Origin of the sequence: Vibrio owensii CAIM 1854 = LMG 25443, from assembly GCF_000817815.1 — a bacterium.
GTDB lineage: Bacteria > Pseudomonadota > Gammaproteobacteria > Enterobacterales > Vibrionaceae > Vibrio > Vibrio owensii.
The window spans coordinates 51,363-71,311 of sequence record NZ_JPRD01000055.1 but is presented as its reverse complement, the minus strand read 5'-3'; the positions used below and the strand labels follow the sequence as shown (position 1 = coordinate 71,311).

Genomic DNA, 19,949 nt, shown 5'->3' with positions numbered 1-19,949 from the left:
AACTGATCGGCATTAGAGCAGATTTGCTCCCTTTTTTAATAGACAAAAAACTGTTCATCCTGTTAACAAGTCGCTAGTATACGCAAGCGCCACCAATTGGCAGCAAACGAATATCGATTCCATCTTGTGTTAGGGTTAGTTTTGGTTCACGTATTTCGCCTACTGCTTTTGTTGTCACTCTCCCTGTTCTCAGGGCAGATGTATGCTGCGCAAAATCATGAATCTGCAGATACCAACTACACCGCTTCCGAGACGTTCTACAAACTTACACAACATGACTATCATGCGTTAAAAGTCCCTTATCGAGCTTGGAATACTCGTGATGCTTGGAGCCCTGATGGTTACTACCGCCACTTAAAGCGCGACCTGTTGGGTCTACTGCCTTGCCGTCGAGCTTCTGGTAACGATGGCGAGCTGACATTGAGCGTCGTACCCGAGTATCACCTCCTGGTCGCTTTTTTGTCCCCTTCCTTATTGGATATCGCACTCAAAGCCACACCTTTGCCAAATCGTGCACAGTTATCGGCAAGCAAAAGTGCATTTCATCTTCCGGGGTGGAAACAAGCCAATTTACTTTACGTGTTTAAACACAGTCGCGACGCTTAGCTCGCACATTGACTGTACTGACATTAATACGGATACCTTCAGTACTAGCCAAGGATGATCTCATCTTTACCCTGAATTAACTCGAGATCCTGATTATGAAAAAAATCGCGACTATCGCCGTTTTGGCACTCACAACCTTATTCGCTGCGACTACACAAGCAGCAAAACCTGAAGATATGAGCAACAGTGCGCTTCTAGAGTGTGCGAATGCTTCTAACGCTCGTGCAGCCGTTCCTGAGCATCGAGCTATGTTTCGTCATTACTTAATGGCTGAGCGCGGCTATACATTCAGCCAACTCTCTTCTGCGGAGACTGAGTTCAAAGCACAAGGCATGGATGAAACGAAGATGGAACAGTTCTACAAAACTGAGTGTAAGGAAGCAGGCGAATACCTTTACAACATCGGTTACTGATTCGCGCTCATTGCAAGCAATGTAAATACAGAAAAAGGCGCTGTGATAGCGCCTTTTTTGCTTTTCAAATTTCTTACCAGAACAATTATGGCAGTTGTGGAGTTGTTTTTGATTTGCTCCAAGCCTTACGCACTTTCACCAATACAAAGCTCATGATGGCAATGGTTAGGGTAATAACCGGTGCAGCCATCAATCCCATGGTCACAATCTTGTTTAGCTTTTCTGGTAACAATGGTAACAACAGGCCAAGACCGCACAGTAGCAGTGTCCAGAGAATCGCACTCAGCCACGCAAAGTAATGGAACTTGCTAACACGGTTCACGCGTAATCCCATCATCAATGGCAGCAACGAACGCACCACTGGAATAAAACGCGCGCAAAATAGCGCAATCAAACCATGCTTACCCAGCAGCATGTCCACTTGTTCTAAACGCTTCGCTGGTACTGCATTCACCCAGCCTTGTACTTTCGGCAAGCGGTTTAGCCATTTACCTTGCAAATATGCTGCCCAACTGCCCATTGCTGCACTGACTACAATCACCAACATGATCATAACTGGGTCAAGCACTCCAACCGCTGCCAATGTACCAGAAAGTACGACCACGCTGTCACACGGGAATGGGGCTGCAGGGATAAACCCACTTTCAAGGAAAATAAGTGCACCAACTACAAAGTAAATCAGCCCTGCACTACCCGGCGCCATCAGCGCGGTAAAGTCTTGGTGCCACAACGCAAACAGCACCTGAGTAATCGAATCAAACATAGCAAACTCCTAAACATCACAATTAAATTTAAAAACAGATGAATAGGCATCACCTAGCATGCATGAAGCGATAAATGAGATTAGATTCTTGCCCTGTTCCAAGTCGATATTTCGAGCGAGGATAAAAGACATCAATAACGGGCATAGCCACTTTAGATACAAAGCGTTTATTAGAATCCGCAACTACCGTTAGCCAACGCGCAGGTACTACATCAAAGTCATCAGATTCTGGTGATGTATTGGAATGGTTAACGCGCAATGCGTTTCGACTGAATAAGCTGGCGGCAATTTTACGAGATGGTGAGAATGGTGCTTTCTCAAGATGCGCTTCACCATCAATTAAAGAAGAGGTGTAGCTGACCGCGTGGGAAAGTTTTGGTGACGGTGAAGCCTGACTCAAACCAAAAGCCATCAGCGCAACAACAAGCCCTAACACACTGACTAGGTAAGTACGCACAGAATTCACCTAAACCACAACGATACGCTGTTGTAACTCCATGCGTGTTGATTTGCAATCTAAATTCTCAGTTGATAGTAAAAAGAGAGTTTTGCAAACCTTTGGCCGTACATTTCATGTTCAAAAGGCCGCAAAAAGTGTTCTAGGTGATACCGGATAACCGAGAAGCGATCTTAGCAACCACTTGAGCAACAAACTCAAGTTTACAGCGCCCTAGTAACGCCCCCGCCGTAGCTTCGGCCAACATACGTATTTCGTTTGGGTTGATACCAAGCCTTGTCAGCTCATTTAACTCAAACAATAAACCCGACTCTTGCGAGCTTTTATCCCCGAGCAGAGAAACCACGTTAATGAAAATGCCAACGGATGCTAAACGATTACAAGCCGATGCAGAACCCTCTTCATGATGCCACTTAACCATCACTTTATTCGCTTCCGCGTTTTCATCTCTAAGCTTACAAACTTCAAGCCCTTCATCAATCAAGCAACGCGCAAACAAGTTCGCATTATCACCATCACATAGCATTGTCTTGTTCCTTCTATCCAAAAGCAGCTTCTTTAATACTTCTGTCGCTACTTTAAAAATAACGTTCGCGCCTTAGTGAGTAATTTAGCGTTAAATAATGGCGGTACTGTTTGTTCCCATCGAAAAGTAACGCTTCAGGAACTAGCTCACTCACTGATGAAACGAGAGCTCTTGGTACTCACCTCATCACCATGGCAAACAAATCCATCTCCCCTTCTAACCGCCCTTCAATAACGTTGTTTTCCGGGAAGTTTTCGAAGATAAACACACGATCGCCCAGCCGCTCTACGTGATAAAAGAGGACGTTATATCCCGAGAAGATTTCGTTATATCTGTCCGTCAGGTTGTTTGTGCTGCCACCATCAATGCGGTTTCGGTCATAGATGATGTATATCACCTGCTTACCAAACTTCATTTGTCTTGCCATTACCTGCCACTTGGAAACCAGTTCATTTTGCTCGTTGAGAAGAGAATGGAGCACCACCACCTTGCCGCGGTAGCAGGTGACAAACGTTTTTTGATGTTCAGCATTTTCCACCGAGAGGTCATAGCGACAACCAGCACCATTGACCAGCCCATATAAAAGAAAAGCGGTAGTTAAGATGAAGCCAAGAAATGCGCCGCGTTGTAGTAGCTTAGTCATGATATGCCCCCTCATAACGCTTGCCGTTTGATGAGACGAAAATGGATGAGCCTTGCTCTGCTTTCAGCTCAGAGTCGACATCCCCTCGAATTGCACAGACTTTGGATTGGCCGACAACCTCGCAATCAACTTGAACCCAAGAAAAGCTGAAATACGACGCCACAAACACCACATACAACAGCGATAACCAGGCGCAAATGACGCTAATCTTGTTGGAGTTTGTTTCAATACGTTTATTGATATTATGTTCAGGCTTGGATGCAACGACTTGCTCTGTTACTTCTTCAACTTGTTCTGAATTTGATTCTCCAGAAGCCATACACTCTACTTCCAGTTGATAACCTTGGCGGGGGACATTAACGATCTTAATCTTTTCCGGTTCGAGTACTTTACGCAGGTTTGAAATCGCGACGGGTAATGAGTTGGAACCGATGATCTCGGGGTTTCCCCATGCTGCGCGAATAAGGGCATCTTTAGAAACCACCTTGCCCAAGTTGGTAACTAACGTTTTTAAGACATCACTTTCTTTCGTTGTAATGTTGTAGCGTTTACCGCTTTCCACGATGAGTTCACACGCGTGCTGTTGCACCTTGAGTAAACACGATCCCACTTGAACTTCGTGCGCTTCAAATTCCTCGAATACAGGGCTGGTAATCTTCATTGCGACCCCCACTTTTATCCATCCTGTTTAGGAGGTAGCAAAAGCTAAGCCAAGCCCTAAAAGTGTCACAGTGACAACCTTTGCCCATTGAGGCCATGTCTATTGAAGCCATTGCCTAGCAGTCAGCTGGCGTCAGTAATAGATGAGCATGAGGGAGATTGCTCTCATCTACTTGGGCGTTAGGTTCTGAGTTCTGGGTTCTCAAATTGAATGTCAAAAAGAGAATTTTTGTCTCAAAGAAGAAACCAGGATGGATAAATGAGCAATAAATTACTTATTTTATCCGGTGATTTTCATCAATCATTAGTGCCCAGCGAGATTCACGACTGGTTCACTCGCTAAATACACACTTGGTACGCCTTATGCTTCTTCAGTGTGTAACCCCGTCAGAAATTAAGAGTTAGCCAACAATAAAAACGACACAACCGCTAAAGGCTAGTGCAATTAAAAACGAATCCAGTCGCTTATAAGTTCACAACTCGGAATCATTTATGAAAGCACTTTTATTGTTAGTCACATGCTCAACGCTTTTTCTTACTGCCTGCAATGACACCGAAACAGGCACGGAAGTCGTTACGCCACCGCAACAACAAGAAGTTGAACTGCCAAAAACCCCAGACGTAGAACCGACACCAGACCCAATTCAACCGCCAGAAAGTGAGAAACCACCACTTCCTCCCGTTGATACGCCTCCAGTTTTTCCACCAAAGGCCGAACCGGAACCCGAGCCTGGACCAGAAAAGCAACCTGACGAGAATACAACGCAGCAGCCTGATCAAACCCAGGACAAACAACCGGATGAGGACACAAAGCAGCAACCTGACCAAAACCAGGACAAACAACCTGAACCACCAGTGGTAGCGCCAGACCCAACACCTGTGTCTGTGCCGCCAAGTGCCTTCACTTTAACCGCGCCAACTTCAGTGAATGGGAAAACGTTCTTGTTTCAGTGGCAAGACAGTCAAAACGCTGATGAGTACACCTTGTGCCGGAAAAATACGACAGCAACGGACAACTGCGACGTCTTGTCTACTGGATTAACCGAGACCAATAAACAAGTTGAACTCCACAGCTTGTTATCCACCAACGAGACGTATTTTGTGGTGGCTAGTAACAAAGATGGCGATCAGAAAAGTAACGAAGTATCGATTGAACCAAGCGCTTTATTGAATGCTATTGGCTTGTTGAAAGCTTCTAACACCGACAGTAACGACAACTATGGCAACGCTGTCGCGGTGAGTAATGATGGCTCGACTATCGCAGTGAGTGCTTTCAAAGAGAGCGGCATAGTCAATGATCCTACTGCAAACAGTGCTGCCCTATCTGGAGCAGTGTATGTTTATCGAAAAACAAACGGTATTTGGAATGAAGTTGCTTACCTTAAAGCGTCGAATGCCGATGACAAAGATGAGTTTGGTTATGCGATTGCTCTGAGCGGAGATGGGAATACGCTTGCTGTCAGTACGATAAACGAAGCCTCGTCTGCAACGGGTATCGATGGCAACCAATTGGATAACTTAGCGCCGGCGTCCGGTGCTGTTTATCTATACGTTAACAGTGGGCCTTCTTGGCAATCGCAAGCTTACATTAAATCCTCAAACAGCAACCTTGTTGATTCGTTTGGCTTCTCAGTATCACTGGATTCAGACGGTACGACGTTACTTGTTGGTGCGCCTGGAGAAAGCTCTTCAGCTCAGTCCATCAATGGTGACGAGACAGATAACACAGGCAGTTTGTCAGGTGCGGCCTACGTGTTTGAATTGCAAAACAACCAGTGGGCGCAAACCGCGTACTTGAAGTCAACAAACTCAGACAAGCTTGACTCGTTCGGCTACGACGTGTCGTTAAGCGACGACGGATTAACCGCGGTAGTCGGCTCACCGGGTGAAGATTCAAATGCCATCAGCGTCAATGGTAACGAAATGGATAATAGCAGTGATAACTCAGGTGCTGCTTATGTCTTTGTTCACAACGGTGCCACTTGGGCTCAAGATTCCTATTTGAAATCCTCGAACTCAGATTCTGAAGACCAGTTTGGACACTCAGTCGACGTAAACTCAGATGGCACCGTGATAGCGATTGGCGCTTTCAACGAAGCGTCTGACAGTGAGATAAACGGCAATGAATCAGACAGCTCAGCTTCTGGCGCTGGAGCCGCTTACCTCTTCTACAAATTGCAAGCGGGTTGGCAACAAGAAGATTACATCAAAGCCGTTAACTCCGATGCTTCTGACCACTTCGGTTCCGATGTTCAACTGAGCAGCAATGGTAAAGCGCTTGTTGTTGGCGCCCCAAATGAAGCCTCATCTAGCCAAGGTTTGGATGGTGATGTGCAATTGAATGACACAAGTGCAGCTGGTGCAGTATATCTCTTTACCGATGTTGAAGGAACTTGGCGGCAAACAGAATACATCAAATCCCGCAATACGGATGCAGGCGATGGATTTGGCAGCGCTATCGCCATCAGTGGTGATGGTAATACCTTGATCGTCGGCGCAAAAGACGAAGCGTCTGATGGGTCAGATTTCAACGACAACAGTAGCTCGGGTTCGGGCGCAGCTTACATCTACTAAACGCAAAAGGAGATGAACCATGCTAACGACTAAACCTACCGTCTTGGTCATTGACGATACACCCGAGCACATTCAGATCATCTCTAACGTGCTGAACGAAGAATACCAAGTCAAAGCTGCGATCAACGGTGAACGCGGCTTGCAAATCGCACTGCAAGAGCCAAAACCTGACCTCATCTTGCTCGACATTGTCATGCCTGAAATGAACGGCTTTGAGGTATGTAAGCGTTTGAAGTCGAACCCTTTGACTAGCGCGATTCCGGTCATGTTTTTAACCGCGCAATCCGATGACGATGATGAACAGTTCGGCTTTGATATTGGCGCGGTGGATTACATCACCAAACCGATTAGCCCAGCCATACTTCGAGTAAGAGTACGCTCACAACTATTGGCTTACAGCAAAAGCCGAATGCTAGCAGCCCAAGTTAAAGAAAAAACCGCCCTTCTTGCTCGAAACCAACTCGAGATCATCAACTGTTTAGCAAGGGCTGGCGAGTACAAAGACAACGAAACAGGCATGCACGTGATTCGAATGAGCCACTATAGCCGATTGCTGGCAGAAGCCATTGGCGCTGATGAAGAATGGTGTGAACTGCTTTTTACCGCCGCCCCTATGCATGACATCGGAAAAATAGGAACGCCCGATGCTGTACTACTCAAGCCCTCTCGACTTGATGAAGATGAATGGGAAGAGATGCAACGACATGTGGAATATGGTTATGAGATCCTCGGCAAGCACGATTCTCCTCTCCTTAACCTTGCGAGAGAAGTCGTCATCGCGCATCACGAGAAGTGGGATGGAAGCGGCTACCCGAAAGGTATTTCTGGGGAGCAGATTCCCCTTTCTGCTCGAATCGTTGCCATTGCAGACGTGTTCGACGCTTTAACCAGTGAACGACCTTATAAACGAGCATGGTCGATTCCCGAAGCATGCGCGCTTCTGACTAAGGAATCGGGTACCCACTTTGACCCAAAACTGGTGCCTGTTTTTATCTCTCTCATTCCTGAAATCAAAAAAATCATGGCGCGTTATTCGGATGTTGAACCCCAAGCCTTAAGAGTTAACGCGTAATGACCAGAGAAGGCGAAAACAAAGTCTCGAAACAAGCAAAACGAACCCTGTTAAGTTTTGGGTTCGTTATTGCACTGTTTTGTATCGTGGGCTTGTTCGCTGGTTTCAGTATCAATAAAACCTTTGGTTCAATCGAGAGGTACGGCCTCGCGGGGCAACTCTTGTTAGCACTTGATAACGCGAGATTATACGAGCTCACCTATACACGCGATCGCCAGTTGGAAGACGCAGCTAAGGCAGAGCGGTTTATCGAAGAAACCAAAAAACTCGCGCAGAGCTTTGAAGATAACTCAGTGTCAAACGACCTCATCGATGACTCTTTACTTAGTTACGTAGAAGATTATCAGGAACTTTTCACCCTATATAAAACCCTCACAGAACAACAAAAACAAAGCCTTTCTGTGATGGAAAAGGATGCGACAACCGTTGCCACACAAACCCGAGAGTTACAAAAACGCCTCGCTTCTAAAGTCGTAGCAGACAAACAAGAAGAACTTCAAAACCGAGACATGATGGTTCGTGTGGCCGAGCACGAATCACTCAGCTACGAGATAAACTTAACCGCCCAGTCCATTCGCTCTGCGAGTTTAGAGTTTCTTCTATTCGGCAGAGACAGCGACCTTAACGATGCCATCAAGTACACGGACGAGCTTGAGCAGCTCACAGAAACGCTCTCTGAAGCGCTGCACAACAAATACGAATCAACTCTCGTTCAAGCGTTAAAGAACTCCCAAAAGCATTATTCATCAGCTTTAAGCTTGGTAAATCAAAGCGCAGACAACGAAGCCACGTCTAAAAACCTGAGAGCTTCTTCAGAACAACTCGCAAAAAGCGTTGATGCATTGCGTGAACGCATCAGGCAGGATCTGATTCAAGCGCAAGCCAATGTCGCCAACCTTGAAAGTGACATGAACATGAGTCTTGAAGCCGGTATCCAAGCAACGCTACTTAAACAATCAGTCGGAAAGGCGAGACAAGCAGATCGCGACTTCATGATCTCGACTCGAGCCGAAGAAAAGGAAAAACACAAACTGATTGTGTTAGAGGCGTTAGCGAAAGCACAAGCACACACACGTAGCATCCAATCTTTTTTGGTTGAAGAGAGCAATAATGCGCTGTTTGAATCTGTGCCTAGCTCTATTGAGGCTTATAAGCTGCACTTTTTAGATGTCGTCGAGGTATCCCAACAACTGAACGATATTGCACGCAAAATGGTCATGGCCGCGACCAAAGCAGACGACCAGCTTGACCATTTAAGAGAGCTGCGTTTTGCCGAGGTGTCGCAATTCAAACAAGTGTCGCAATATCTCATTTATTCGGCGTTCGTGTTCATTCTGGCTATCATCTTACTCGCCTATACCATGCGTCGCTCACAAATCGAGCTTCAGGCCATGGCGGCGACATTGCAAGAAGCACGTGATGATGCCGAATCTGCCAATCAAGCCAAATCGAGCTTCCTAGCCAACATGAGTCATGAAATCAGAACGCCGATGAATGCCATCATAGGCATGAGTCATCTTGTTCTTGAATCAGAGCTCAATAAACATCAAAAGAACTACATTGAAAAGGTGCATCGCTCAGCGAAATCCTTGTTACGATTGTTAAATGACATATTGGACTTTTCGAAAGTAGAAGCAGGAAAACTAGAGCTCGAACGTACGCCCTTCTCTCTCGATGAATTACTCGATCAAGCTATCGATATTTTGTCCGTCAAATCACAGGATAAATCTCTCGACCTATTACTCTCTGTCGATCAGAACTTACCGCAAACCTTGATAGGCGACCCTTACCGCGTCAAGCAAATCATTCTCAACTTAGGGTTTAATGCCATCAAGTTTACTCATCAAGGCAAAGTCACATTGCGTTTGAATCTGCTTCATAAAACCAAGCAATACAGTACTTTGGAGTTAGTTGTCGAGGATGAGGGTATCGGCATGACACCCGGACAGATCAACAAGCTGTTTAATAGTTTCTCTCAAGCAGACACCTCAACAACGCGAAAATACGGTGGTTCAGGGCTCGGTTTGGCCATTACGAAAAACATCGTAGACTTGATGAAGGGGACAATCTCAGTGACCAGTACGCTAGGAAAAGGCTCAATTTTTAAGGTTCAATTCGAACTCGAATATTGCAGTGAGGACATTCCGTGTCCAAACTTCGACCACGTGCCTAACCGCGCGTTTTTGATCGATGCTTGTAAAGAGTCTCGTTTGCTCATACAAGGTCAATTGCAACAACTGAATATCCAATGTGAGGACTTTGCTGACCTAAAAGACATGGTAGATTCTGAACTTAAGCTACCTCCACTCCTTTTGGTCACCCTGCCCGCCCAATCCCACTTAATTACCAAGATGCTCTCTCAGCTTCGGAGCCTTGAAGTGCCGAATAGCAAAGTGCTTTTGGTCACGAATACCAGTGTTGCGCACGTTCTACACCAACTTGATTCTATTGACCTTAAATACGACGAGCTACTCAGAAAGCCTTTCACAACCACAGTGCTTTCTGAGTGCTTGGACACCCTTTTCCAAAGTGAGAGTGAAGCGCCTTCTCCTGCCACAACAAGCTCAGGCTCAAACTTGGCGAAAAAACGTATTCTTGTTGTTGAAGACCATCGAATAAATCAAGAGTTAGTGCGAGATGTATTAGTCAATGCGGGCTGTGTTGTGCAAATTGCCAACCACGGTAAAGAAGCCTTAGAGCTTTTGGTTAAACACAACTTCGATGCCGTGTTAATGGATTGCCAGATGCCAATTATGGATGGATATCAGGCGACCCAAAACATCCGACAGAAGCTAAAGCTTACCGAGTTGCCAATTATCGCATTAACGGCCAATACCTTAGCTGAAGATGAGAAAAAAGCCCTCGATGCAGGCATGAATTGTGTGCTGCATAAACCCATAGATATTCCATTGTTGAAATCGAGATTAGCGAAGCTACTGTGTACTAATGGCGGCGATAGTATTGAGACGCAAACGCCTACAAATGAGATGCCAATTGCCATCAAAGAAGCGCTTTCTCAAATACCTGAACTGAATATTGAACAAGGCATCAGAGTCACAGCAGGAAATAGCACGCTGTATCTGTCGGTACTACAAAAGTTTGCTCACCAATACAAATCGTTTAGCTTCGATGAAATGAGTACTACTGAGGTAGACAGAGCCATTCATACCATCAAAGGACTCAGTGGCAGTGTCGGACTCAAGCAAATTCAAGCACTATGCACGCAATTGGAAAAAGAGAACGTCAGTGCAAAAGACAAAGCACTTCTTGTCCGGTCCTTAACGAGCGTCTGTACTCAAGTGTTGTCAGCAACTGAAAGCAATACAAAAGAAAACCCCGTTCATATTGACGAATCATTCAATCCAGAGACGTTCGAAATGTTGAAACGCCTACTGCTTAATGATGACACCGAGGTGCTTAATCACTTGAGTAGCGTTCATAGCGGCAAACAACTCGGATTGGCGGCCTCTTGTTTCGATAAATTTAAAAGAGCAGCGGAACAATATGATTTCTCCCTCGCGCTTGAAATCCTCAATACATCCGATGGTTTGAGTAACTCATGAGGGAGTTGTGGTGAAACCCACGATCAATATAGCCCCGTTCAACTTATGCCGGACGGGGCTATTAGTTAGTATTCGAGCCGTGTTATTTCTTACCGTAAGGGTAGTTTTCAAACATCTTCATCACTTCTTCCGAGATTAGCTCTTCACGCTTTTCCGTACTCATTGATTCGGTTAGCTTGCGGCTAGAAACACCCTTCCACACCACTTGGTTGGCTTTGGTATCAACAAGTTCGACAACAAGTTTGCCGTACTTCTTCTCTTTATAACGCTCAGGGCTAGAAGTGATCACGCCAAAGCTGTTCCATCCGTAACCAACGCTAAAGCTAGAACCCGATGACACCAGTTCGGACTCTTTGATGATGTCGTGGTGCACATAAAGGTCACCGCCACTTTGCACGCGCGACAGTCCTTTTGATTCTAGTTGAGCAGCCAATCCCTGCTCGATTCTTCGTGCGTCCAAACTGGTCGGGGTTTCAGACTGCTCACCAAAATCAAACGTTTTGTAGGATGAGAAATCCGCTTGCTTGTCGACGTCTGTCGTCACTGTTGTACAAGCCGTTACCGAGATAGCAAACAGTGTTGCCAGTAAACCTTTCCACATACCCTTTCTCCTCTGTCTTATCGTGCCGGTCTCTCTCGGCAAATGGTGGTATTCGTTTTTACGTGTGTGGGAAAAAATTGAATCATTTCAACATTTAGTCTTGACCATGAATGCCAAGTGTTCAAATTCAAGACGCGAGAGAGACGAAGAACAGAGTAAATAACTGCCTGAGAAAGAAAACGGATCGATATTTGGAGTTACCTATCGCCAACATCATCGTGCGCTTTTTGAGCGAATTGGTATTTATTTGCTCATTAAGCAACTCATTGAGCAAAAAAGACTTTTCTTTTGAATTTAATCTGGCATATTGAATGAGTCCTATCGATGCGCGGGCATCGTATAATGGCTATTACCTCAGCCTTCCAAGCTGATGATGCGGGTTCGATTCCCGCTGCCCGCTCCAAGCTTTCCCTTAAGCTAATCTTTTTCTCAGATTTCCCAAATCTATCCTTTAAATTCTTACTTCACTGCTATCACGCTGTGGTTGTAATCGATCTCTTGTATTTGCTACCTCAAACTGCAGGCATAAAAAAGCCCCTGCAAAATACAGGGGCGTGTCTTCGTTATAATGTTCCCCATATCTTTGGGGTTAATCCAACTGAAGTGTCGTGAACGTGTCGTTTTTCAGCCCGCCACCAGCGCGTTTCTTCATGGTGACTTCGACCGATCGCTTCCCTTCATTGACGCGATAACGTATGGCTTGAGCAAGGTATTTGTCATTTCGCTTCAAGTCTCTAGCGTCAATCTTTAACGTACGATTTTGACGATTTACCGTGCAGCGATAATCCCAATCATTTTTGCCATTTTTCAAAGCCAGCAAAATACGTTGACCTGACGTTCCCGCCGTTTTAATCCCGCGGGGCTGCTTATCTATCGCCAGTGCTAACCCTGCTTTACACAGCTGATCTGCACTAAAAGCAGGTGCTGCGTATGCGTACCCAGAGCTGAACATAGCGGCGGTCATCGTTACAATTGAGACAACTCGATTAAATGTCATCGTCCGTTCCCTAAATCTTACAAAACACCGTACGAATTAAAACAACATTGCCGGATGCTGTCAAGAGTAAATGGTATGGCGTTTAGTTAATCATAAGAAACGGCTATTCCAAGGTGTCAGACGGAGGTGCAAACAAACACCGCCAGCGCTGACGCCAAGATAAATTAGGACGAGTCACTTCTTTGAACATGTCTTTCCATTCCGCAAACGTCACGGTAATAGGATTAAAGCTATTAACAGGTTTTGAAATGCCATAACGAACCGTTTCAACTTCTGGCTCGAACGTCCCGAACATACGATCCCAGATGATCAATACGCCAGCGTAATTTTTATCGATATATTGACGATTCACACCATGATGAACGCGGTGATGAGATGGCGTATTGAAGACCCATTCTAAAGGGCCAAGAGAACGAATCGATTGGGTATGAACAAAGAATTGCAGACCGAGATTGAGCAGAACAACAAACACCACCCACTTAGGATCAAAACCAATAATGACCAGTGGCAACCAGAACAACCACATGCCGGCCAATGGGTACATTAGGCTTTGACGAAATGCGGTACTGAAGTTCATGCGCTCTGAACTGTGATGCACCACATGTGCCGCCCACATCCAACGGATACGATGGCTTGCTCGGTGGAACCAGTAATAGAAGAAATCTTGTAAGACCATGAGTAACAGGAAGGTAGAAACCGTCATCTCGATATCAAACAAACGCCAACCAAACCACCATAAGTACAGCTTGGCGATAAGCAGCCCTGTTAAGATATCTGTCGCTTGATGAAGCCCAGCCAATACAAAGTTACACACCACTTCTGGCAAGTAATATCGCGCACTCTCAGGTAATCTTCCACCACGTTGTCCAAACCAATATTCTGCCGCAATACAAAGAAAGAATATTGGCGCGAGCAACATCAACAATAAATCAGGATGTTCCGTAATTTGTGACCATTCCATAGTCCGTTCCTACCATTTCGCGTAGTGATCTTCGGTGAGTCCCTTCACCTCTTCAAGTTCGTGTTTAATGCCATTGCCATCAATCAAATAGCCAGAAAAATAACCAACAAACTGACGAAAGTTACTCTTCAAAAACCAGAAGTTCTTTTTCTCTGAGCGCTGATTTTTAGGTTTGAAGATCAAGTCGATGCGCTTGTCTTGTGAGGTAATTCGCCATGACGCTTCTTGATGGAGGCGAGAAAATTCGAATTGGACAGGTGGCATCAAATACCGTTCGCCATCAATCCAAATCACGTTTTCACAATGTCCGGTTTCGTTGACTCCAGCAGCAAAGTTCAGCCCTATCCGTTTGTCTTCACTGTGATGATTAATGCTCGCCCATCGCCAACTGGTTTCCCTTCGCATATAGCCGGCAGAGAAGTCATACCCAGCAACTGCGTTGGTTAGATCTTGTGGTTGCCCTTTCACACTCATTTCACCTTGAACAGCGAGTGCGTTGTGTTTTTGGGTGTAGGTCCAGCCGGAATACGCGGTTGGTGTACAGAGCATCAAAGGCAAGCTTTCTGACTCAGGTTTTAACCTCAAATCAGCTTGAATAAGGTCTGTTGAAAGCTGTATGTGCCAGAGTCCATGTTCAATCTTGAATTGAATGGCATCGTTAGCGAGATAGGCGTGGCTGTTCCAGCTAGAAGGTTGTGTTTGATAACCCATGTTGATCGGCTTTAGCCACTGCTGTTCAACGAGCTCATGGGTTTCTGTATCAAACACATAGCAAAAGCCAGACGCCAAATAGCGAATATCGGCAATCGCAACACCAATGATGTATTTCTCTGTCACGATCGAGACGAACTGGAACTGCTTATAGTCGAATCGCTTTCGCCAACTCGATGCAGAATGATCCATCTCATTAAGATACTGAAACGCATCCAACTGAAGCGATTCGGGAATCGATGCTAAATGACCAAATTGAGGTAATCCATTCGCTTGAATAAAGGGATTCAAAGGTGTTTGCACATCCATGCTCGCTATTAATCAATGACACACCATTCGATATTAACATTAATTTAACAACGAACAGTTTGCGCCACTGCACAACATTGGTTCAGTTCTCGGCTTCAAATGAACTGAAATGTGAAACCAGTCACCTATATTCAAACCATTGAACGGTTAATTAGAGCTTTAACTTGGGTTGGATGAAATCAAGGAAAGCGGAAATACGCAATGAAACAGATGAAGATTTGTAGTAAACCGCGTTGATCTGTTCACGACCAGTATTAGTGATTTTGTCTGATTCCAATATCGGCACCAAGCGCCCCTCTTCCATGTCTTTACGAACCATAAAACCGGACAAACACGCAATGCCATTGCCTGCTAGCGCCAGTTGGCGAATGGTCTCACCGTTACTGGAAAGCAAATTTGGCTCTATCTCTGGTGCGCCTTTTAATGGCAGTTTGTTGAGGATCTTCGGCTCAGTGAATCCGATAATGTCGTGATGAGCAAGGTCCGTTGGCTTTTGTGGAATCCCTCTGTGTTTGAGGTAATCCGGTGAGGCAACCAAATACAACTCGCTCTTACCCAGCGCTCTTGCATGCAAAGTAGAATCAGACAGTTTACCGATACGAATCGCCACATCGGTGCGCTTTTCTAATAGATCAACGAAACCTTCGTTGGACGTCAGCTCCAATTCAATCTGCGGATAGGCTTCACGGAAAGGCTTGATCAGGTCAACTAGTTGATGGAAGACGAATGGGCTTGCGGCATCCACACGCAGTGTCCCTTGAGGCGTTTCTCCTAATGAAAGAATGCACTCTTCCGCCTGCTGAATGTACTGCATTGCGGTGCGCACATGCTCGACAAATCGGCGACCTTCATCGGTTAACTCAACGCGACGTGTGGTGCGGTTTAGTAAAGAAACGCCAAGCTGCTGTTCAAGACGACTGACTGAGCGCGAAACTCTTGCCACTTGCACATCTAATGCTTCTGCCGCAGCGGAAAAGCCACCACAGTCTACAACCGTTAATAGGATTTCTAGATCATCGGAACGCGTTAACATCGTCTTACCTCACTTTTGTTGCTGTAACCATAATTGAGGAGAGACTTTTGTCAATATTGAAATAATCTCAACGACGCTAATCGAGAATTTCGGTCACGACTTCGGTCTTTACAGAATTGGCGATAAAACAGTTCTCATGCGCCAGATGATGCATTTTTCCTAACTGTTCACGTGTCGGTTGTTTATCTCCGGAAAAAACGATGCGTGGTCTCAGCACAACTTTAGAAACCCACTCTTTGCCGTTTTCTCCTGCCGTCAGTTCCCCAATTGCTTCGTCCACGTACGAATCAATTACATAGCGACGCTTAGCGGCAATAGAAAGGAAAACCAACATATGACAACTCGATAACGCAGCAATAAACGCTTCTTCTGGGTCGACGTTTTCTTCTACCGAAAGTGGTAACGGGACAACTTGAGGAGATGGGGATGCCGGAACGGTAACGCCACCGTCAAACTGCCAAACGTGTGCTCGGCTGTATTGATTGTCGCTAAAGATTTCGTTGGTTTGACGCTGCCATCGGATAACTGCAGTGTGTGTACTCATTACCATCCCTTGTGCTGTGGGGCTTTGCCTAATAAGGCGACTCTCCATAAATTAGAGCCCCAAGTAAACCACAGTACAAAGCATGACCCAAGAGCAGGGATGAAATACGTGCGCTAAGCCATTAAATCACCTGATTTGTGTCTGCCTGTTGTTTGCGAGATTGGTCAATCAGACGTTGCCCTTGATGGACATTCACCTGCAATCGGTTAATCAACTTTTGCAGTTGTTCAATATCCGGAATTTGTTCGTTCTTAACTTGGGTTTCAATTTCAAGGGCTTGATTTGCTAGCGTATCCAAACCTAAGTTTAGCGCCATACCTTTGGTGGTATGTAATGTGCTGTGAAGCGCTTCAAGATCTTCCGCCATGAAGAATTCAATCAACTCGTCGACCGACTTCTCAAAGTCATTCACTATGCTTTCTAGTAGATCCACTAAGGCTTCTGGTTCCTGTTTGAGGATCTCGACGGTTTCTGAATGAGTCAGCTCCTCTTCAGTAAGTCTGAGCTTCTCAATCGGCTCACGATGCAACTGAACAATATTGTCAGCTTGCTCTGGTGCATCATCACCTTGGGTCGGTAAACGCGAAGCAAACTGCTTGAGTGCGTCAGCAAAACTCTCTCGTTGCAGCGGCTTGGTCAGTACATGGTCCGCCCCTGCTTCAATAAAGTTATCGTGCGCTTCTCTGAACACATCGGCGGTATAAGCAAACAATAAGGTATTCACGCCAAGTTTTTCGCGGATAAAGCGGGTCGCCTCAACCCCGTTCATCTCCGGCATGTGATTATCCATAAGAATCAAATCATATTGGTTCTCTTGCGCTTTCTTAGTCGCAATTAGACCATTCTCAGCAATCTCGACCGTATGCCCTAGCTTCTCACAGAATCCTTTCGCTACAATCGCATTGACTCGGTTGTCCTCGGCGAGAAGAATATGCAGGTTACGTTTGTTTTCGCGCTGAACTTTGACTTTGGTATCCGCAGCTTTAGGTAACGCCTTCTCTTCCCAAGGTATTGGGAGTTCGACTAAAAACTGAGTACCAATGCTCTCTACACTCTTAAGCTTGACCTCACCACCCATCAATTCCGTTAGTTTTTTCACAATCGCTAAACCAAGCCCAGTGCCGCCAAACTTACGCGTGGTGGAAGTATCTGCTTGCTCAAAAGAATTGAAGATACGGTCTTGTTTGTCAGCCGGAATACCAATGCCCGTATCGTTGATAGACAACAACAAGCGCTTTCTTGATTCGTCTAATTCCGCTCGAATCAGTACATGTCCATCACTGGTGAACTTGACCGCATTACCTGCAAGGTTAAACAGGATCTGTCGAATGCGCGCACAGTCACCATTAAACTCGATGTTTTCTGGTACTTCGTTCTCGACGTAAAGCTGAATGTTTTTCTCTTCGATTAAAGGCTGAATCGCACTACAAACTGGCGTGAGGACTTGGGGTAAATTGAATGGTGCGGCTTCAAGCTCCAACTTATTCTCTTCAACTTTGGAGAAATCCAAAATGTCATTAAGAATCGTCATCAGATGTTGACCAGAGTCCAAAATCACTTGAACGTGCTCTTTCGTCCCCTTCTCCTTGGTCTCACTGGCGATGATTTGCGAAATACCTAACACCCCATTCATTGGCGTTCTTAGCTCATGGCTCATGGTTGCTAAGAATTGTGACTTGGCTTTCGCCGCCCGCTCCGCTTTTTCTGTGGCTTCGGTTAAGTCATCATTGAGTTGCTTCAGCTTGTTCACACGGTGCTGAGTTTGCAGCACAAATACTGCCACCAAAGAGATAATGGATAACAGAACGAACACCCACGTAAGCCTTGCTTCACGCTGAGAGATCTCTAAAAGTTGATGCTCCGAGTATTCAACAAATTCAAAATAGTGACTTTCCAAAATCTTGTTGGTGAGCAACTCAATTTTGCGTTCGCTCTCTCGTAGTCGATCAAGGAATAAGGCAATATTTTGGCTTTGCGCGTTCTCCCCCTCTAGGGCGGCATTGGTCAAGAATTCAAAATAATGCTGTTCAAGCCAAGCATCTTCATTGGTGACTTCGAACTGCTGCTTATAAATGTTGTGCAGAGTGTGCATCTCATATTGGTTTGCCACTTGAACGCCAACCAACATATCTAGCGTCTGCGTCGCATCGCGTACCTTGCCATCGAATTGGGCGACGATGTTTTGCACGCGCGTTTTGGTTGGGGTGAAACTAAACCAAATGGATTGCTTAAAATCCGTACACAAATTCTCGGCGGCAATCTCTAATTCCACCAAGCTTTGGGTGATTTCGTAGTTCTTTCGCTCTCGCAGAGAATAACGATTCACGACACTGTCACGAGACTCAATCAAATGGTGACCAATCTCAGATAACGAAGCATGTAGCCCATGTGTGTTTTTGGAATTCACATGCGTCATGTACGCCAGCACCATCATTGCTGCAATAACGATGAAAAGAAAGGCGTTGAGTAATCGGAATTTATTCATTTTCAAACACCTCTAAAATCGCGGGTCTCGGCGCCGTTAACGTGTTTAAGAACGCTTCGATGTCTGCCACTTTGTCGTCACTCATGGTCACTCCCAGCTGGGTTTGCGACATGATCTGAATGGCTTCGGAAAGCTCATCGACTTGCCCGTTGTGGAAGTAAGGGCTGGTTTGCCCCACGTTACGTAAGCTCGCGACTCGGAAATAGTACTTATCCTCGCCATCCGTTGTTCTTAAGTGACGCCCTGTATCGAGGCTTTCGTCTTGGGTTCGGAAGTAGGAAAAGCGCTGAATCATTGAACCACCGACATTCTTACCTTGATGACACTGAACACAACCGACTTGTTGAAAGGTATTCCAACCCCGAATCGCTTGTTCGTCCAAAGTGTGAGAGTAGCCGAGTAAATAAGAGTCAAAAGGCGCGCCTGGCGTTTGCAGTCCTTTAACGAACTCAACAATGGCACCTTTGATATTGTTGACAGTGATCGCTCGATTGTCGGCTTGCTTAAATAGAGCTTGGTAAGAAGGTTTCGACTGCACATATTGTTCTATGTCCTGCCAGTTCGAATCCATCTCGAACGGGTTTTGCACCGGACCATCGATTTGAGCCATCAAAGAGTTCGCCGTGCCATCCCAAAGAAAACGATAATTTAAAGCCGCATTAAAAACAGTAATGGAATTACGGTTGCCGACACCATTCACGCCGGTAGAAACCGCGGTTGGTTCTGCACCGTTAGTTGAAAGATCATGGCAAGTTTCACAACTGATTGTCCCGTTGGAAGATAAGTTTGGGTCTCGGAACAAGTGCCAACCGACTCGAGCTAGATCCATGTCGATCTTAGGTTCGCCATCAATTGGTTGCACCAACTGAAAATTCACCTCGTCATCATGCGTTGCACCAGCAATAACCGAAGCGCTAAAACCTATCATCAAACATCCACATAACCCTTTTGTGGTAAGCCTTTTGTTCATAATTCTGGGTATCCTTACCTAGCCTCTTAATATGAACTTAGTTGCTTTTAAGTTTTTTTCC

General features: G+C 45.6%; 18 protein-coding genes and 1 tRNA gene. 6 read left to right on the top strand and 13 right to left on the bottom strand.

Going from position 1 to position 19,949, the window contains the following annotated elements; translation table 11 throughout:
- Positions 1-198 precede the first annotated feature (198 nt).
- On the top strand, positions 199-606 hold the full coding sequence (locus H735_RS25055) for a hypothetical protein (protein ID WP_020197078.1): 408 nt from the start codon (positions 199-201) through the stop codon (positions 604-606).
- 95 nt (positions 607-701) lie between these two features.
- Positions 702-1,019, top strand: coding sequence for a hypothetical protein (locus H735_RS25050; RefSeq protein ID WP_005435730.1), 318 nt, complete (start codon positions 702-704; stop codon positions 1,017-1,019).
- Positions 1,020-1,104: 85 nt separating this feature from the next.
- Here H735_RS25050 and H735_RS25045 read toward each other — a convergent pair whose 3' ends face one another.
- The 5 genes from H735_RS25045 to H735_RS25025 form a co-directional block, all read right to left on the bottom strand.
- On the bottom strand, positions 1,105-1,782 hold the full coding sequence (locus H735_RS25045) for a DedA family protein (protein WP_005435728.1): 678 nt from the start codon (positions 1,780-1,782) through the stop codon (positions 1,105-1,107).
- Between the two features lie 49 nt (positions 1,783-1,831).
- The gene (locus H735_RS25040) at positions 1,832-2,239 is read right to left on the bottom strand and encodes a hypothetical protein (RefSeq protein ID WP_005435726.1); all 408 of its coding nucleotides are present in this window, start codon (positions 2,237-2,239) and stop codon (positions 1,832-1,834) included.
- 142 nt (positions 2,240-2,381) lie between these two features.
- A complete protein-coding gene (locus H735_RS25035) occupies positions 2,382-2,765 on the bottom strand; it encodes a hypothetical protein (protein ID WP_020197077.1) in 384 nt (127 codons plus the stop codon).
- A gap of 178 nt (positions 2,766-2,943) precedes the next feature.
- Complete coding sequence (locus H735_RS25030) at positions 2,944-3,408, bottom strand: hypothetical protein (protein ID WP_020197076.1); 465 nt, start codon at positions 3,406-3,408, stop codon at positions 2,944-2,946.
- Entirely contained in the window at positions 3,401-4,069 is a 669-nt protein-coding gene (locus H735_RS25025) for a winged helix-turn-helix domain-containing protein (RefSeq protein ID WP_020197075.1), read from the bottom strand. Before H735_RS25025 ends, H735_RS25030 begins: the two co-directional genes overlap by 8 nt.
- Positions 4,070-4,560: 491 nt before the next feature.
- On the opposite strand from H735_RS25025, the gene H735_RS25020 reads away from it, so the two are divergent.
- Genes H735_RS25020 through H735_RS25010 form a run of 3 tightly spaced genes read left to right on the top strand, consistent with a single transcriptional unit; the run spans position 4,561 to position 11,277 of the window.
- Entirely contained in the window at positions 4,561-6,642 is a 2,082-nt protein-coding gene (locus tag H735_RS25020) for a hypothetical protein (RefSeq protein ID WP_020197074.1), read from the top strand.
- Between the two features lie 19 nt (positions 6,643-6,661).
- Complete coding sequence (locus tag H735_RS25015; RefSeq protein WP_020197073.1) at positions 6,662-7,714, top strand: response regulator; 1,053 nt, start codon at positions 6,662-6,664, stop codon at positions 7,712-7,714.
- On the top strand, positions 7,714-11,277 hold the full coding sequence (locus H735_RS25010) for a response regulator (RefSeq protein WP_020197072.1): 3,564 nt from the start codon (positions 7,714-7,716) through the stop codon (positions 11,275-11,277). The genes H735_RS25015 and H735_RS25010 overlap by 1 nt, the downstream gene beginning before the upstream one ends.
- 82 nt (positions 11,278-11,359) lie before the next feature.
- On the opposite strand, the gene H735_RS25005 is transcribed toward H735_RS25010, so the two are convergent.
- Entirely contained in the window at positions 11,360-11,878 is a 519-nt protein-coding gene (locus H735_RS25005; RefSeq protein ID WP_005435718.1) for a DUF4136 domain-containing protein, read from the bottom strand.
- A gap of 328 nt (positions 11,879-12,206) precedes the next feature.
- Here H735_RS25005 and H735_RS25000 point away from each other — a divergent pair.
- Positions 12,207-12,281, top strand: a tRNA-Gly gene (locus tag H735_RS25000).
- Positions 12,282-12,467: 186 nt separating this feature from the next.
- Here H735_RS25000 and H735_RS24995 read toward each other — a convergent pair.
- The 7 genes from H735_RS24995 to H735_RS24965 form a co-directional block, all read right to left on the bottom strand.
- Positions 12,468-12,875 carry a hypothetical protein gene (locus tag H735_RS24995; protein ID WP_020195965.1) on the bottom strand — a complete coding sequence of 136 codons (408 nt, stop codon included), beginning with the start codon at positions 12,873-12,875 and terminating at the stop codon, positions 12,468-12,470.
- Between the two features lie 103 nt (positions 12,876-12,978).
- Positions 12,979-13,836, bottom strand: coding sequence for a sterol desaturase family protein (locus tag H735_RS24990; protein ID WP_009704117.1), 858 nt, complete (start codon positions 13,834-13,836; stop codon positions 12,979-12,981).
- A gap of 9 nt (positions 13,837-13,845) precedes the next feature.
- Positions 13,846-14,856 carry a DUF2804 domain-containing protein gene (locus H735_RS24985; RefSeq protein WP_020195966.1) on the bottom strand — a complete coding sequence of 337 codons (1,011 nt, stop codon included), beginning with the start codon at positions 14,854-14,856 and terminating at the stop codon, positions 13,846-13,848.
- 151 nt (positions 14,857-15,007) lie between these two features.
- A complete protein-coding gene (locus tag H735_RS24980) occupies positions 15,008-15,889 on the bottom strand; it encodes a LysR family transcriptional regulator (RefSeq protein ID WP_009704115.1) in 882 nt (293 codons plus the stop codon).
- 76 nt (positions 15,890-15,965) lie between these two features.
- Positions 15,966-16,433, bottom strand: coding sequence for an OsmC family protein (locus tag H735_RS24975; RefSeq protein ID WP_020195967.1), 468 nt, complete (start codon positions 16,431-16,433; stop codon positions 15,966-15,968).
- A 121-nt stretch (positions 16,434-16,554) separates the two neighbouring features.
- A complete protein-coding gene (locus H735_RS24970; RefSeq protein WP_020195968.1) occupies positions 16,555-18,918 on the bottom strand; it encodes an ATP-binding protein in 2,364 nt (787 codons plus the stop codon).
- Positions 18,911-19,888 (bottom strand): cytochrome-c peroxidase, encoded by a 978-nt coding sequence (locus H735_RS24965; protein ID WP_027726676.1) that lies wholly within the window; start codon positions 19,886-19,888, stop codon positions 18,911-18,913. Before H735_RS24965 ends, H735_RS24970 begins: the two co-directional genes overlap by 8 nt.
- Between the last annotated feature and the right edge of the window lie 61 nt (positions 19,889-19,949).